At 59.1% G+C, this 14,465-nt stretch carries 14 protein-coding genes; 8 read left to right on the top strand and 6 right to left on the bottom strand.

Features of this window, described 5'->3' with window-relative positions:
* Positions 1 to 152 precede the first annotated feature (152 nt).
* Entirely contained in the window at positions 153 to 1,064 is a 912-nt protein-coding gene (locus J7416_RS02430) for a hypothetical protein (RefSeq protein ID WP_348540242.1), read from the top strand.
* A gap of 36 nt (positions 1,065 to 1,100) precedes the next feature.
* Here the strand turns inward: J7416_RS02430 and J7416_RS02425 are convergent, their stop codons facing one another.
* Positions 1,101 to 1,844 carry a DUF3445 domain-containing protein gene (locus tag J7416_RS02425; protein ID WP_209222713.1) on the bottom strand — a complete coding sequence of 248 codons (744 nt, stop codon included), beginning with the start codon at positions 1,842 to 1,844 and terminating at the stop codon, positions 1,101 to 1,103.
* A gap of 121 nt (positions 1,845 to 1,965) precedes the next feature.
* Here J7416_RS02425 and dddP point away from each other — a divergent pair, with 121 nt between their 5' ends.
* Positions 1,966 to 3,309, top strand: coding sequence for a dimethylsulfonioproprionate lyase DddP (gene dddP / locus J7416_RS02420; protein ID WP_209222711.1), 1,344 nt, complete (start codon positions 1,966 to 1,968; stop codon positions 3,307 to 3,309).
* A 4-nt stretch (positions 3,310 to 3,313) separates the two neighbouring features.
* On the opposite strand, the gene J7416_RS02415 is transcribed toward dddP, so the two are convergent.
* A complete protein-coding gene (locus tag J7416_RS02415) occupies positions 3,314 to 3,508 on the bottom strand; it encodes a hypothetical protein (RefSeq protein ID WP_209222709.1) in 195 nt (64 codons plus the stop codon).
* Between the two features lie 233 nt (positions 3,509 to 3,741).
* Between J7416_RS02415 and J7416_RS02410 the strand changes: the two genes are divergently transcribed.
* The gene (locus J7416_RS02410) at positions 3,742 to 4,956 is read left to right on the top strand and encodes a bifunctional alpha/beta hydrolase/OsmC family protein (protein ID WP_209222707.1); all 1,215 of its coding nucleotides are present in this window, start codon (positions 3,742 to 3,744) and stop codon (positions 4,954 to 4,956) included.
* 9 nt (positions 4,957 to 4,965) lie between these two features.
* On the opposite strand, the gene J7416_RS02405 is transcribed toward J7416_RS02410, so the two are convergent.
* The 3 genes from J7416_RS02405 to J7416_RS02395 form a co-directional block, all read right to left on the bottom strand.
* Positions 4,966 to 5,316 (bottom strand): hypothetical protein, encoded by a 351-nt coding sequence (locus tag J7416_RS02405; RefSeq protein WP_209222705.1) that lies wholly within the window; start codon positions 5,314 to 5,316, stop codon positions 4,966 to 4,968.
* Between the two features lie 10 nt (positions 5,317 to 5,326).
* Positions 5,327 to 5,884, bottom strand: a complete 558-nt coding sequence (locus J7416_RS02400; protein ID WP_247744085.1) for a hypothetical protein — start codon at positions 5,882 to 5,884, stop codon at positions 5,327 to 5,329.
* 67 nt (positions 5,885 to 5,951) lie between these two features.
* Entirely contained in the window at positions 5,952 to 6,284 is a 333-nt protein-coding gene (locus J7416_RS02395; RefSeq protein ID WP_209222703.1) for a hypothetical protein, read from the bottom strand.
* A gap of 89 nt (positions 6,285 to 6,373) precedes the next feature.
* On the opposite strand from J7416_RS02395, the gene purB reads away from it, so the two are divergent.
* From purB to J7416_RS02375, 4 genes are all read left to right on the top strand, one after another.
* Positions 6,374 to 7,678, top strand: a complete 1,305-nt coding sequence (gene purB, locus J7416_RS02390; RefSeq protein WP_209222701.1) for an adenylosuccinate lyase — start codon at positions 6,374 to 6,376, stop codon at positions 7,676 to 7,678.
* A 380-nt stretch (positions 7,679 to 8,058) separates the two neighbouring features.
* Complete coding sequence (locus tag J7416_RS02385) at positions 8,059 to 8,601, top strand: tetratricopeptide repeat protein (RefSeq protein ID WP_209222699.1); 543 nt, start codon at positions 8,059 to 8,061, stop codon at positions 8,599 to 8,601.
* A gap of 68 nt (positions 8,602 to 8,669) precedes the next feature.
* Entirely contained in the window at positions 8,670 to 9,764 is a 1,095-nt protein-coding gene (locus J7416_RS02380) for a FliG C-terminal domain-containing protein (protein ID WP_209222697.1), read from the top strand.
* 91 nt (positions 9,765 to 9,855) lie between these two features.
* Positions 9,856 to 10,779, top strand: coding sequence for a lysophospholipid acyltransferase family protein (locus J7416_RS02375; protein ID WP_209222695.1), 924 nt, complete (start codon positions 9,856 to 9,858; stop codon positions 10,777 to 10,779).
* Here the strand turns inward: J7416_RS02375 and J7416_RS02370 are convergent, their stop codons facing one another.
* Positions 10,780 to 11,481 (bottom strand): DUF1223 domain-containing protein, encoded by a 702-nt coding sequence (locus J7416_RS02370; RefSeq protein WP_209222693.1) that lies wholly within the window; start codon positions 11,479 to 11,481, stop codon positions 10,780 to 10,782.
* A gap of 229 nt (positions 11,482 to 11,710) precedes the next feature.
* Between J7416_RS02370 and acnA the strand changes: the two genes are divergently transcribed.
* Positions 11,711 to 14,401: an aconitate hydratase AcnA gene (acnA, locus tag J7416_RS02365; protein WP_209222692.1), complete on the top strand. Its 2,691-nt coding sequence runs from the start codon at positions 11,711 to 11,713 to the stop codon at positions 14,399 to 14,401.
* Positions 14,402 to 14,465: the final 64 nt, after the last annotated feature.

Below are 14,465 nucleotides of genomic sequence, written 5' to 3'. Positions count from 1 at the left end.
TCGCCACAGACATTAAACGGCCCCTAAAAAGCCTAGGTTTCCATAGCGTAATCAATCCCGGCGATTTCTCATTTTTTTCCATTTTTGCCCAAATCTGCCCCAGATCGCTTGTTAGATTGTTTCCAGGACAGGATGCGACAAAGGACAGCGCAGTGACTCCGAAGCACAGCTATCACGGTGGTCTGCAATTCAGCGGTAAGACCGAGGACGCGATCGAGCGGTTCAGCGATATCGTTGCCAAGACCCTTGAGGACTACGGCCACCTGATTGAGCGCAAAACCCTTTTGAACACCACCGAAGCCAGCATCGTTTCCAGTCAGTATCTGATACGCCTGACGCTGGACACCCGCGTCGTGGATACCGAAAACCGATACGAACGCCTTAACCGCACGGCTGGTCTGAAGACGATCCAGAAACCGGTCGTAACTCTGCCGAAGAACAGGCTGACGATAACCGTAACTCCGGTTTCCCCCCTTCTGGACGACAGCGAAGTCTCTGAACTGATGCTGGTGGTGATCCTGTACCGAATGGTCGACGTCTGCGCGACGCAGCGCGTTGAATGGCTATCACCGAATACCGTTTTGACCGTCGAACAATTCATGAGCGCGTTTGACACTCTGACCCCCAGTAAGCCGCGCAACAGAAAACAGATTTTCGAGGCAGTGACAGGCCCGTTTGCCGGGTTGGACGTTACTGACACGGAAGACCTGGATGAGCCAGAAAAACAGGCGCTGAAACCAGCAGCCCGGCCGATCCAGCTGTCGGATGAGCAGTTGCTCAGCATCGCCTTCCGGACAGAACCTATCGAGCAGAATACCGATCGGGACGACACGCCCCCCCTCGACCACGAGCGACCCAGTGACATTATCCGGCTCTCCAGCTGGGGATTGACGGGTGCCGTGGCAAGCGTGTCGGTCCCGATTGCGGTCTCGTTGGCCGCTGTCAACCTGATCAAGGGCGAAGACTTTCGCCTGAATACTCAGGTGCTGGCGTATTCGGTCGCGATCTCCGCTCTCAGCACAAGCGGAGCACTCGCGGGCGTCGCCGGCGCTCTGGGCCTCTAGCCCTATTATCAATGACCCTCCTTGGAGGCCCCGCCATCAGGCGGGGTTTTCCATTTGGGCAACCAGTTCTGCCGCCAGCACGTATGTGTGAATTGAAAACACAACCGCCTGCGTTTGCGGCAAACGCAGCAATACCTGCCGCTCGCTACGCAGATACTGCGCTGAACCGGCGGTCTGCGGGTCGCGACGTTCATTTGCGCTGCGCGGCTGATGCAGCTCAGCATCCTCGTACCAGAGCGCGTTGAAGCGCCACAAAGGGCGCCCTGGCTGTATCCCGTCAAACAATCGCTGAACGCGTCGCGCTATGTTCTCGTCATAACTGTCCACAGGGATATGAATGTCGATCAGGGGTCGCATGAATTTCTCGGACAGTGTCCAACTGGCGGGAAAGCACAGGATCGCCCCGGTCAACACATGCGCGTCGCCCTGTTTTTGCAGGATGCAGAAATCCTCTTGTACAAGCTTACACAGCGTATCCAACGGTCGGTCCCGGTCCACCAGAACACTCTGCCCGTCCGGACGCGTCACGTAATCGGAGCTGCCGGGATAGACTTGGGCAAGGACGATATCCAACAGCTCTTGCGAGGCGGGAATGGCAGCAGGATCCAGCGCCAGAACATCCGAGCGCCGACTGCTCAACAACTGTTCCCGATGTTGCATCTGGGCAGCGAACGCGTCGTCGCAGTGCAACCAGCTGTCCATGCTGGCCGGTTGAATGCCGGGCAAGGGACGCTCTTCCAATGGGTTAAACGGGATCGAGGTCTGTAGAATACGGGTCATGAATATGACCTATCATCAGAAAAACGGCCTGTCGGTCAAAAAGCGACGACCGCGCGGTCGCAATTTTTCAAGACGGCACTCGATTGATTCTCCACGTTGGGCACAGGCAGGGAGGGCCGCCATGAATCAGCATTATCGCGATACCCGCAAAATTGACCCAACCAAGGGCGCGACGCTTGGCGATGGCACCCCGAACGAAAATGACCGGATCGAGATTGGCCCGACCCAGCTGGCGTTTTCCGAATGGGAGCAGGCCGGACTTGCCCTGCCCGATCTGGCGCGCATGCGCGAGCACCGCTGGAAGCGGCTGACCCAGGCCATTGTGGATCGCGGCTATGGGGGGCTGCTGGTCTTCGACCCGCTCAACATCCGATATGCGACCGACAGCACCAACATGCAGCTGTGGAACACGCATAACCCGTTCCGAGCCGTTCTTTTGTGCGCTGATGGGTATATGGTGATCTGGGACTACAAGAACTCTCCGTTCCTTTCCACGTTCAACCCGCTGGTGCGTGAACAGCGCTCGGGCGCGGATCTCTTCTATTTTGATCGCGGCGACAAAGTGGATGTGGCCGCAGATGTGTTCTCGAACGAGGTGCGCGTTCTGATCGAAGAACATGGCGGTGGCAACAAACGTCTGGCCGTCGACAAGATCATGCTGCACGGCCTGCGCGCGCTTGAGGCGCAGGGGTTCGAGATCATGGAGGGCGAAGAGCTTACCGAAAAGACCCGCGCCATCAAAGGGCCGGATGAAATCCTTGCCATGCGCTGCGCCAACCACGCCTGCGAGACCGCGGTTGCCGAGATGGAGAAGTTTGCCCGCGCCAACGTTGGGGACGGCAAGACGTCGGAAGATGACATCTGGGCTGTCCTGCACGCCGAAAACATCCGCCGTGGCGGTGAATGGATCGAGACGCGTCTGCTGGCCTCGGGCCAGCGCACCAACCCGTGGTTTCAGGAATGCGGACCGCGGATCACGCAGAAAAACGAGATCATCGCCTTCGATACCGATCTGATCGGGTCCTACGGCATCTGCATCGACATTTCTCGAACATGGTGGATCGGGGACGAAAAGCCTCGGCCGGACATGGTGTATGCGATGCAGCACGCGCATGAGCACATCATGACCAATATGGAGATGTTGAAACCCGGCGTGATGATCCCCGAACTGACGGCCAACGCACATAAGCTGGACGACAAGTTTCAGGCGCAGAAATACGGCTGCCTGATGCACGGTGTGGGTCTATGTGACGAGTGGCCTCTGGTGGCTTACCCCGACAAGGCTGTCGCGGGCTCGTACGACTATCCGTTGGAACCCGGCATGGTCCTGTGCGTCGAAGCTGCCGTTGGTGAGGTTGGCGGCGACTTCTCGATTAAGCTGGAAGATCAGGTTCTTATCACCGAAGACGGGTATGAGAACCTGACCACCTACCCATTTGATCCGCAGCTTATGGGGCTAAGCTAACGTCTCAGTCGGGCCAATGCGACCGCCGGACATTGCCGTGCCAGTCCTCGGATATAGGCGCGGCAGTTTCCGCTGTGCCCGAAGAAATGTGCGGCCAATTCTGACCAAGCGAAAACCCGATCATCCCGGTCAGAGCGATCGCGATTAAAACATCCGGGCGCAGTATCACGCCCCTGGGTTCAGATACGGTATGTGCCATGTGAGCCTCCTGAGCTGAATAAGTGCCGTGACCGCAACATGGGGGTGCTTCGAAAATTAGTGAAACGAATATTTAATGGGGCATGCATCACATAAATTGATTCAATCAGCCGCTTTTGTGAGTATTGAAAAATGTATCTGATCCTCACCTTCCCGTGACGCGTCTTACAATAGGGTTGAGAGCCCATGAGGATGCACTCAGTATTGGGGCATCCCGCCAAGTAAGGAACTGCCATGCCCACCGAACGCATTACCTTTGCCGGCCACGACGGCAACCAATTGGCCGCGCGACTGGATTTGCCGGATGGGCCGGTCCTGGCGACGGCTTTGTTTGCGCACTGTTTTACGTGCTCCAAGGATATCCCAGCCGCACGTCGGATTGCCGCACGGCTGGCGGCTATGGGCATTGCGGTGCTGCGGTTCGATTTCACCGGGTTGGGGCATTCCGGTGGCGAGTTTGCCAACACCACCTTCACCTCGAATGTCGAAGACCTGATCGCAGCGGCGCAGTATCTGGCAGGCCGCAACATGGCCCCTGCTCTTTTGATCGGTCATTCGCTGGGTGGTGCCGCGGTTCTGCGCGCACGTGCAGGGATTCCCAGCGTCAAAGCCGTTGTGACATTGGGCGCGCCCGCTGATCCCGGCCACGTGTCCCATCACTTTGAAGACGCGTTACCGGAAATTGCGCAGGCGGGCTCTGCCGAGGTCACGCTGGGCGGGCGTCCGTTCCGCATCGGCAAGGCGTTCGTGGACGATATCTCCGAGACGGCTCTGCTCCCGGCGATTGCAGAACTGAAGGCCGCCCTGCTGATCCTTCACGCTCCACGGGATGAGACCGTCAGCATCGACAACGCCAGCACGATTTTCCTGACGGCCAAACACCCCAAAAGCTTTGTAACGCTTGATGACGCCGATCACCTGATCACCCGCGCCTCGGACGCCGAATACGCCGCGGATGTGATTGCGGCCTGGGTGAAACGCTATGTCAAACTTTGCCCTCCCGCCCCGCCTCCGGGCGCGCCAGAGGGTGTTGTGCGCGTGACCGAAGCGGACCCCGAAGGGTTCTTGCAAGACATTCAGTCGGGCCCGCGACACCACGCGGTTGCTGACGAGCCTGCCTCGTATGGTGGCACCGACCGGGGCATGTCGCCTTATGGCTTCGTGTCTTCTGGTCTGGGGGCCTGTACGTCGATGACAATCCGCATGTACGCGCGGCGCAAACGCTGGCCTCTTAAGGGCATCACGGTCGATGTGTGCCACAATAAGGTCCACGCGCAGGACGCCGGGCTTGCTGGCGAGGGCAAGGTCGATCAGTTCCGCCGCAAAATTCGTCTGGAAGGCGCGCTAACCGCGGATCAGCGCGCGCGCCTGCTGGAGATCGCGGACAAATGCCCCGTACACCGGACCTTGGAAGCGTCAGCCAAGATCACGACCGAGTTGCTGGACTGACCTTGCGACTCAACGCCGCCCTGCAGGGCGGTGGATCGGTGGTCTCGCGACCGGAGGCCGCGCAACGGGCGGTCGGGGCCGGTTTGGCGGCCGCGATACAGGCGGTCTGTTCGGTGGTTTCGCGATAGGCGGAACCGGACGCGCCGGCGGACGCCCGTCAGGCGGCCGGGGACGATCCGGGCGATCGATATCAATATCCACGTTGACGTCGTGGTAATAGTCGTTCCACAGCATCGAGTCATAGAACGGGTCATACCCGTACCCCACGCCGACGGTCACGCCATCACACGCCGACAGCGTCAGGCTGGCCGCCCCTAATCCAAGGGCAAGGACTGCGCGTTTTATCAGTTTACGGGTCATCTGCGCCTCCTCACTGTAGGGACCGGAACGACGCAAATACGGCGTTTAGGTCGTCCACATACGCCGGATCGGCCCCATCGCGCAGGATCGCCACGGCAACTGCCACCCGGCCGTTTGGCAGGTCAATCACTGTCGCGGTGAAATTCACGCCGCGCCTTTCGCGCATACCAGTCCCCCGGATCACGCGCGCAGGCAGGCCGCCAATTCGCGTCGTACTGGTCCCGGTCACGGTTGGGTCTTTGACCAGAAACTTGTCGATATCCTGCAGATACCGAAGCCCATCGTCGATTGAGGCGACACCGACCGGCGATACGAAGCCCATCCAGGCGCTATCATCTGTAACAGGCCGCAACCCCATCACGCGGGCAACCGCGCGGGGGTCTCCCAATTCAGTGTCCTCGATCTCACGTGGGCCGCCTGTACGCAGCGCCCAGAAATCGGGCACCGAAAAGCTGAACAGTGCGCGCCCATTGTCAGTATAGGTGACCGGAGTATCCGCTGATGCCGGGCCTCCTCCCGTCCAAAACGCGACGCAAATTGCCAGCGCCGAGATGAATTGTATCCGCATATTGAAATAACCTGATTACATGATCGCAGTCAGGTTGACCCGTACGGCATTGACTTGTCCAGTGATTTCAGTCCGAGAAAACCCCGTCCGTGGTGTCACCGCTGTCGTCCACGAACCGGATCACATCGCCGCTTTGTTGCACGTCGTAGCAGGCCCAAAGATCGGACGGCGGCCAGAGCGAGCAATAGCGATCCTCACGAACCGCCCAGCGCCCTGCACTGGGGCGACCCGAAAAATACTGCGTCAGCATCGTATCATCAAAGGTCTGCCAGATACCCTCACCATAATCGAGTTTCTGCCCGGACAGCGCCGTCAGAATCTCATCCCCCGTCAGCGGTCGGAACTCCTCTGCCGCGAGATATCCGGGCCAAAGGGCCAAAATCAGGGCAAACCGTCTCATATTCGCACTCACGCCTTGTTCCTTAGTCTGCGCGGGTTTAAACCCCGCCGCATTGCATCCTGCCAAATCACAATAAGGTGCCGCTGCCAATGATTCCACGCTATTCCCGCCCCGATATGGTCGCCATCTGGTCGCCCGAATCCAAGTTCCGCATCTGGTACGAGATCGAGGCCCATGCCTGTGACGCCATGGCCGATCTGGGCGTCATCCCGCGTGAGAACGCCGAGGCCGTCTGGAAAGCCAAGGACGTGGAATTCGACGTCGCCCGCATTGATGAGATTGAAGCCGTTACCAAGCATGACGTCATCGCATTCCTGACCCATCTGGCCGAGCATGTCGGTAGTGAAGAAGCGCGGTTCGTACATCAGGGTATGACCAGCTCGGACGTGCTGGATACCTGCCTCAACGTGCAACTGACCCGCGCCGCTGATCTGCTGATTGCCGACCTCGAAGGTCTTCTGGCCGCCCTCAAGCGCCGCGCCATTGAACACAAGAATACCGTCCGCATCGGCCGCAGCCACGGCATCCATGCCGAGCCCACCACCATGGGTCTGACCTTTGCCCGTTTCTATGCCGAGATGGACCGCAACCTGTCCCGGATGCGCGACGCACGTGCCGAGATCGCAACCGGCGCGATCAGCGGCGCTGTCGGCACCTTCGCCAATATCGACCCTGCGGTTGAAGAACATGTCTGCGACAAGCTGGGTCTGGTGCCCGAACCGATCAGCACGCAGGTCATCCCGCGCGACCGCCACGCAGCCTTCTTTGCGACCCTGGGCGTGATCGCCAGCAGCATCGAAAACATCGCCATCGAAATCCGCCACATGCAGCGGACCGAGGTGCTGGAGGGGGCCGAGTTCTTCTCGATGGGGCAAAAAGGCTCGTCTGCAATGCCGCATAAGAAGAACCCGGTGCTGACCGAGAACCTGACTGGTCTGGCGCGCATGGTGCGCGCCGCCGTGATCCCCGCGATGGAGAACGTAGCCCTTTGGCACGAGCGCGACATCTCGCATTCCTCGGTCGAACGCATGATCGGGCCGGACGCGACGATCACGCTGGATTTCGCTCTGGCACGACTGACCGGCGTGATCGACAAGATGCTGATTTTCCCCGAGAACATGATCGAGAACATGAACAAGTTCCCCGGCCTGGTGATGAGCCAGCGGGTGCTGCTGGCCCTGACCCAAGCCGGCGTCAGCCGCGAGGATGCCTATGCCATGGTTCAGCGCAACGCGTTGAAGGTTTGGGAACACCGCACCGATTTCAAAGAGGAGCTTCTGGCAGACCCCGACGTCACAGCCGCGCTGAGCCCGGAAGAGATCGAAGAAAAATTTGACCTTGGGTACCACACCAAGCACGTCGATACGATCTTCGCCCGCGTTTTTGGCGAATAAACCTCTTGCGATCAAACAGTTCGCAAGGCCCGGTTCGCACAGCGCGATCCGGGCCTTGTTCTTTTGCCAGATTGGGCAAAACCGGGTATGATGTTGGGAAATGTCCGTTACAGGAGAACCGACATGATCCGCACTTTGATCTGCGCACTGGCCCTTGGTTGCTCAGCCTCCGTTGCATTGGCCTGCAGTGGCCATTCCAAGCAAACTCAATCCTGCGCGCCGGGCACATTTTGGGATGCTGAAACCCAAACATGCGCCAAAATTGTGAACAGCTGAGAAAATATTTTCCTATTCGTGAATAAACGCGAGCGTTCGGTTGTTAGCTTTTTTGAAGAACGCACTATGCTTTCTTAAAGAAGCCCCGAAAACGGAGTAGGAAAATGCGCCTAGTACTCGCTTCAGCCATCGCCCTTCAGGCCTTTGCCGTCGCGCCGGTCGCGCTGGCTGCCGGAGGTGACAGCAGCAGCCCGCCAAAACCGACCAATACAACCAAGAAGTGCCTGTTCGGCCGCGTCTATGACAAAGACGCCGGACGCTGCGTGAGGCCGGACAAAACCAACTTTACCCAGGACGAGCTGTATGACGCCGTGCGCGAACTGGCCTACGAGGGTCAGCTCGAGAATGCGCAGGAAATCCTGCGTATAATGGATCAGGACGACGATCGTGTTCTGACCTATTGGGGCTTTACCTATCGCAAGATGGGCGAACTTGACCTGGCGAACGCCTATTACTCGGACGCCATTGCGGCGAATCCCGACAACCTTCTGGCCCGCAGCTACATGGGTCAGGGTTTTGTGACCGAAGGCAAAACTGATCTGGCAATCGCTCAGTGGCGCGAGATCAAGGCGCGCGGCGGTGAAGGCACCTGGGCCGAAGCGTCCTTGCGCGAGGCCATCCAGACGGGACTGACCTACAGCTACTAGGGTTCAGCCTTTCTTTACCCGTTTCCCGATACTCTGCCTGTGGAACAGAATCTTGGCACCACAGGCAGATGCAGGACACAAACTCTTTGGTACAACTGGCGCCGGGGGCCGCCGCCCCTGTCGCGGATAGTCGGGATGCAGACGCAACGCGTGTCGTCCCCAAAGCGCTAAGCAGTCGGCAGAAGGCAGCCGTCGTTGTGCGCCTTCTGTTGAACGAGGGCGCGGATATTCCCTTGGAAGAGTTACCGGATGATCTGCAGGAAAAGCTGACCCATCAGCTTGGGCAGATGGGTCTTGTGGATCGGGTGACACTGACATCCGTCGCGCATGAGTTCGCCGAGGCGCTGGACAGTGTCGGCCTGTCCTTTCCTCATGGGCTGGCCGGAGCGCTGGATGCGGTCAGTGACAGGATCGCACCCGCAACCGCGGCCCGATTGCGCAAAGAAGCCGGGGTGCGCCAGATCGGTGACCCGTGGCAGCGACTGCACGAAATTCCAACCGAAGATCTGGCCGAGATGGCCAAGGCGGAAAGTACCGAAATCGCCGCTGTCATGCTGTCCAAACTGGAAACGGCCAAGGCCGCGCAATTGTTGGGGCATCTGCCCGGCCCCATAGCTCGGCGGATCACTTATGCCGTGTCCAAGACGGCAAATATCACACCCGAGGCGGTCGAGCGGATTGGCTGGTCACTGGCGGCTCAGCTCGATCAACGTCCGGCCACTGCCTTTAGCGATGGTCCTGGCGTGCGGGTCGGAGCGATCCTGAATCAATCCGCTGCAGCAACGCGCGACGGGCTTTTGACGGCACTGGACGAAGAAGACACCGATTTTGCCGCAGTTGTGCGCCGCGCGATCTTCACCTTTGCCCATATCCCATTGCGCATCCTGCCCCGCGATGTCCCTACGGTTCTGCGCGGCGTGGAACAGGCCGAGCTGGTGACTGCGTTGGCCGGGGCCGCGACCGACGCGGACAAGGCCACGGTCGATTTCATGCTGTCCAACATGTCCAGCCGCATGGCCGACAACCTGCGCGAAGAAATCGCCGAACGCGGCACGGTCAAACTCTCCGAGGCCGAAGACGCCATGACGCAGATCGTCGGTGCCATTCGTACGCTGGTCGATGAAGGCGCCGTAACCCTTATCGAGGAGGACAGCGACGAGTGACGTCCCACCTTGCGTATTGCAACGCTTGTGGTTGTGGTTTCTGCCTTGTATGTCTGACCCGGCAAATCGCAGCAGCCGGTGAGACCAGAATATGCCCGTCGAAAAGTCGGAACTAAGCCGCACAGAGCTTAGAAAATACTACATCACCGGATTGTTCATGAAAGGCATCATCGGGGCCATGCGTTTGCTGCCCTATGAAACCCGGCTGGCGACTATGGGAGCGATTGCAAGGGGCTTGTCTCCGTTGATCGGCTTCACCAAGCGGGTGCGCAGCAATCTGAAACTGACCTGCCCGGATTTGCCCGAGGAAGAGGTCAAACAGATTTGTCGCGACGTACCCGACAATGCCGGTCGCGCGATCATGGAGCATTTTTCACCCGAAGGCTTCACCGAACGCCAGCGCAACGCCAAGGTCAGTGGTTCTGGCATCGCGGCCTTTGATGCCGCGGTCGCCGAAGGTCGCCCGATCATGATGATCACGGCGCATTTTGGTCACTACCTTGCGGCCCGTATCGCTCTGCAAGAGCGCAGCGGCCAACCGATCGGATGCCTGTACCGCCGCATGGCGAACCCATATTTCAATGACATGTATGTCGACGCGTTCTTCAAGACCGGCTCACCCATGTTCGAACAGGGCCGCCGCGGCATGGTCGAAATGGTGCGTTCGCTCAAGAAAAGCGGGATCATCGCGATTGTCTCGGATCTGCACGCACATGGTGGCGAAGAGTTGACGTTCTTTGGCAAACCCGCCGTGACTTCGGTGCTGAATGCAGAACTGGCCATGAAATACAACGCCGTGCTGATCCCGTGCTATGCCGTGCGACAGCCCAACGGTTTGGATTTTGAAATCGTCCTGCACGACCCGGTGCCACATACCGACCCCAAGACCATGACTCAGTTCACCAATGATGATCTTGAGGCGATGGTGAAGCAGCACATGGGTCAGTGGTTCTGGATTCACCGACGGTGGAAAACATGGAACGGTCTGGGCGTTCAACCCGAGGACATGCCCTGATCACTTGACCCGCGTGGCCGCAACAATCGGGCCATGCCCGGCGCGCTGAACCAATACCACAGCAGGCAGATCCGACGCCAAAGTGACCGTAAACTCCTGCGGCGCGATCCCGTCCCATTGCCCGGCCAGATGCCAGTCTTCGACCACATTGGCATAGTCCAGCTCATGCCCTGCAAGCTCACCGCGCCGGATCGATGCATGACGCATCGGTGAATACTGGATAATCCGCACGTCGTATGCTTCGTCGGCGGGCAATTCGACCGGCGTGACTTCGACCGCCACATCATCGCCCGACCGGGTTGCCGTGACCGAGGCTTGCGGCGCGGCCTTCAGGTGGTCATCGATCAGTCGGTCCAATTCACGCGATTGCGCGCCGACCACGTCCTGTTGACCGTTCACCACCATCTGAGGCGTATAGATCATCGACCGCCCACCCTCGCGGGCGTAGGCGCGCTGGCGCAGAGTGTGATCGGGGTCGGCGTATTCGTCTTTCCACCCGATGTAATCCCAGTAATCCACGTGCAACGCCAGACCGATCACATCGTCACGCTGCGCCAAATCGTGCATAATCAGATCAGCGGGCGGACAGGACGAACAACCTTGAGAAGTAAACAATTCAACCACCACCGGGTCATTCTCGGCCACTGCGGCAGTGGCAAGGAAGAAAGAAGCAAGTGCGGTTGCGCGAACGGATTTGATCATTACGAGTCTCAGGTTTTTTGCCGGGTGTACCGTTTGGTTTAGCGGCAAGCCCGCTCAACCTCCAATCAAGGTTTCTTGAGACATGCGACTCTCGTACCCCTTAAATTCTGTGTGCAATGGTATACATTAAGCGCAACGCATCGCCTTGGTTCTTGAACCAAAGGCTTTGGTGATGCAGATATCACATAGCGAATCCCGAGACCTAAGTCATTTCAGAGGGAGGCCACAGATGCCCATCAAAGTCGGACAAGATACTGCCAAAACACGCCGCAGCCTAAGCGTGAACGGCAAATCCATTTCCTATTACTCGATCCCCGCCGCGCAAGAGGCCGGTTTGGGCGACTTCTCGCGCCTTCCCGCCGCGCTCAAAGTCGTCTTGGAAAACATTCTGCGGTTCGAGGATGACGGTTTTTCCGTTTCCGTCGACGACATCAAAGCCTTTGGCGAATGGGCGACCAACGGCGGCAAGAACGCGCGCGAGATTGCCTACCGCCCTGCCCGGGTGCTGATGCAGGACTTTACCGGTGTTCCAGCCGTGGTCGATCTGGCCGCGATGCGCGACGGGATCAAAGGGCTGGGCGGCGATGCGCAAAAGATCAACCCGCTGAACCCGGTTGATCTGGTCATCGACCACTCGGTCATGATCGACGAATTCGGCAACCCGCGCGCGTTCCAGATGAATGTGGACCGCGAGTATGAGCGGAACATGGAGCGTTATCAGTTCCTGAAATGGGGTCAGTCGGCCTTCAACAACTTCCGCGTTGTGCCCCCGGGAACCGGCATATGTCACCAGGTGAACCTTGAATATCTGGCCCAGACCGTCTGGACCGACACCGATCAAAATGGGGATGAGGTCGCATACCCTGACACCCTGGTCGGCACCGACAGCCACACCACCATGGTCAACGGCATGGCCGTCCTGGGCTGGGGCGTTGGGGGGATCGAGGCAGAGGCCGCGATGCTGGGTCAGCCGATCTCAATGCTGATCCCCGAGGTTGTGGGTTTTGAACTGACCGGATCGATGGTCGAGGGCACAACCGGCACCGACCTCGTTCTGAAGGTCGTGGAAATGCTGCGCGAAAAGGGCGTGGTTGGTAAATTCGTCGAGTTCTACGGCGAAGGTCTGGACCGCCTGCCGCTGGCTGACCGTGCTACGATTGCCAACATGGCCCCCGAATACGGCGCGACCTGTGGCTTCTTCCCCATCGACGGTGAAACCCTGCGCTACATGCGCAACACCGGCCGGGATGAGGACCGTCTGGCGCTGGTCGAAGCGTATGCCAAGGAAAATGGCCTCTGGCGTGATGAGAACTACGCCCCGATATATACCGACACGCTGACGCTGGACATGGGCACGATCGTCCCTGCGATCTCGGGCCCGAAACGCCCGCAGGACTATGTTGCCCTGACCGATGCAAAGGCGGCCTTTACCAAAGAGATGGCCGAGACCTTCAAGCGACCGATGGGCAAACAGGTCGAGGTCAAAGGCGAAGAATACGGCATGGAGTCGGGCAAGGTCGTGATCGCCTCGATCACCTCCTGCACCAACACGTCGAACCCGTACGTGATGATCGGTGCCGGTCTGGTGGCGAAAAAGGCGCATGAGCTGGGCCTGAACCGCCAGCCTTGGGTCAAGACATCTCTGGCCCCCGGATCGCAGGTTGTGTCCGAGTATCTTGAAGCCGCAGGTCTGCAACAGCATCTGGACGCCATCGGGTTCAACCTTGTCGGCTATGGCTGCACCACCTGCATCGGCAACTCCGGCCCGATCCAGCGGGAGATTTCGGAGGCCATTTCCGAAGGCGATCTGGTCGCCACCTCGGTCCTTTCAGGCAACCGCAACTTTGAAGGCCGGATCTCACCTGACGTGCGCGCCAACTATCTGGCTTCGCCGCCGCTGGTGGTGGTCTATGCGCTGGCTGGCACGATGGATATCGACCTGACCTCGGAACCGATTGGGCAGGATAAGAACGGCAATGACGTCTTCATGAAAGACATCTGGCCGACCCAAAGCGAGATTGCCGAACTGGTCGAAGCAACCGTGACCCGCGAGGCGTTCCAGTCCAAGTATGCCGACGTCTTCAAAGGTGATGACAAATGGCAGGGCGTCGAGGTTCCGCAACAGGAAACCTATGACTGGCCGCCGACCTCGACCTACATCCAGAACCCGCCTTACTTTCAGGGTATGGGGGCCGAACCGGGCACCATCTCGAACATCGACGGTGCGAAGGTTCTGCTGATCCTTGGCGACATGATCACCACCGACCACATCTCGCCCGCAGGTTCGTTTGCCACAACCACACCGGCCGGCAAGTATCTGACCGATCGTCAGGTTCAGCCGCGCGAGTTCAACTCGTACGGCTCGCGCCGTGGCAACCACGAGGTCATGATGCGCGGCACCTTCGCCAACATCCGCGTCAAGAACGAGATGCTGGACGGTGTCGAAGGCGGTTACACCAAAGGCCCCGATGGCGAACAGACCTCAGTTTATGAGGCGTCGATGGCCTATCAGGCGCAGGGTGTGCCTCTGGTCGTGTTCGGCGGTGAACAGTACGGCGCGGGGTCTTCGCGAGACTGGGCGGCTAAGGGTACTGCGCTGCTGGGCGTCAAGGCGGTGATTGCCGAAAGCTTTGAGCGTATCCACCGCTCGAACCTGGTTGGCATGGGCGTCATCCCGTTGGAATTCACCGGCGGTGACACCCGCAAAACGCTGGGCCTGAAGGGCGATGAAACCGTCTCGATCCACGGTCTCGACTCGGTCGAGCCGCTGCAGGAGGTGCCCTGCACCATCACCTACGGCGACGGTACTGAGAAGACAATCACGCTGAAATGCCGGATCGATACCGCGCCCGAGATCGAGTACATCGAAAACGGCGGCGTGCTGCAATACGTCCTACGGAACCTGGCGAAAGCAGGTTAAAATACCAAAGCTCCGGCCTCTGCGCCGGGGCTTTTCATTTTCGGACTTCGCGTCCTCGCACCCG

The organism is Ruegeria sp. R14_0 (assembly GCF_017743975.1).
Lineage (GTDB): Bacteria > Pseudomonadota > Alphaproteobacteria > Rhodobacterales > Rhodobacteraceae > Ruegeria.
Note: the sequence above shows the minus strand (reverse complement) of the source record. Positions and strands in the feature narration are given on the sequence as shown.

Excerpts from the sequence above, each read along its gene's own strand:
- J7416_RS02375 (WP_209222695.1), top strand. The coding sequence starts at position 9,856 with ATGCCCGTCGAAAAGTCGGAACTAAGCCGCACAGAGCTTAGAAAATAC.
- dddP (WP_209222711.1), top strand. The coding sequence starts at position 1,966 with ATGAATCAGCATTATCGCGATACCCGCAAAATTGACCCAACCAAGGGC.
- J7416_RS02410 (WP_209222707.1), top strand. The coding sequence starts at position 3,742 with ATGCCCACCGAACGCATTACCTTTGCCGGCCACGACGGCAACCAATTG.
- J7416_RS02380 (WP_209222697.1), top strand. The coding sequence starts at position 8,670 with ATGCAGGACACAAACTCTTTGGTACAACTGGCGCCGGGGGCCGCCGCC.
- purB (WP_209222701.1), top strand. The coding sequence starts at position 6,374 with ATGATTCCACGCTATTCCCGCCCCGATATGGTCGCCATCTGGTCGCCC.
- J7416_RS02385 (WP_209222699.1), top strand. The coding sequence starts at position 8,059 with ATGCGCCTAGTACTCGCTTCAGCCATCGCCCTTCAGGCCTTTGCCGTC.
- J7416_RS02415 (WP_209222709.1), bottom strand. The coding sequence starts at position 3,508 with ATGGCACATACCGTATCTGAACCCAGGGGCGTGATACTGCGCCCGGAT.
- J7416_RS02370 (WP_209222693.1), bottom strand. The coding sequence starts at position 11,481 with ATGATCAAATCCGTTCGCGCAACCGCACTTGCTTCTTTCTTCCTTGCC.
- J7416_RS02405 (WP_209222705.1), bottom strand. The coding sequence starts at position 5,316 with ATGACCCGTAAACTGATAAAACGCGCAGTCCTTGCCCTTGGATTAGGG.
- acnA (WP_209222692.1), top strand. The coding sequence starts at position 11,711 with ATGCCCATCAAAGTCGGACAAGATACTGCCAAAACACGCCGCAGCCTA.
- J7416_RS02400 (WP_247744085.1), bottom strand. The coding sequence starts at position 5,884 with ATGCGGATACAATTCATCTCGGCGCTGGCAATTTGCGTCGCGTTTTGG.
- J7416_RS02395 (WP_209222703.1), bottom strand. The coding sequence starts at position 6,284 with ATGAGACGGTTTGCCCTGATTTTGGCCCTTTGGCCCGGATATCTCGCG.
- J7416_RS02425 (WP_209222713.1), bottom strand. The coding sequence starts at position 1,844 with ATGACCCGTATTCTACAGACCTCGATCCCGTTTAACCCATTGGAAGAG.